General features: G+C 69.2%; 1 pseudogene. It reads left to right on the top strand.

Annotated elements, in window-relative coordinates:
- Window positions 1-71: 71 nt before the first annotated feature.
- Window positions 72-202, top strand: a pseudogene (locus ACQ4LH_RS21320) (imidazolonepropionase); the annotation flags it as partial.

The following is a 202-nucleotide window of genomic DNA, read 5'->3' as shown; positions in this document are numbered from 1 at the left end:
GCCCCCCCGCCAATTTCGCCCCTGGGGGGGCGTCGYCGGCGGCGTCAGWTGTKTAAAAGAGACGGGCCGGGGGGSGGATCGGGGTGGGGCCCCCCGCCGATCTGTGCCTGTGGGATGTGCAGCAACCTGCCGAGTTGGCCTATGCAGTCCAGCCGGGCCGGCTGCGTCAGCGCATCTTCAGCGGCGTCATTAGCTACAGCAA

The sequence above is a fragment of the Pseudomonas peli genome (assembly GCF_050563605.1).
In the GTDB taxonomy this organism is placed as follows: Bacteria; Pseudomonadota; Gammaproteobacteria; order Pseudomonadales; family Pseudomonadaceae; genus Aquipseudomonas; species Aquipseudomonas peli_A.
This window is presented reverse-complemented; position numbering and strand designations above follow the sequence as displayed.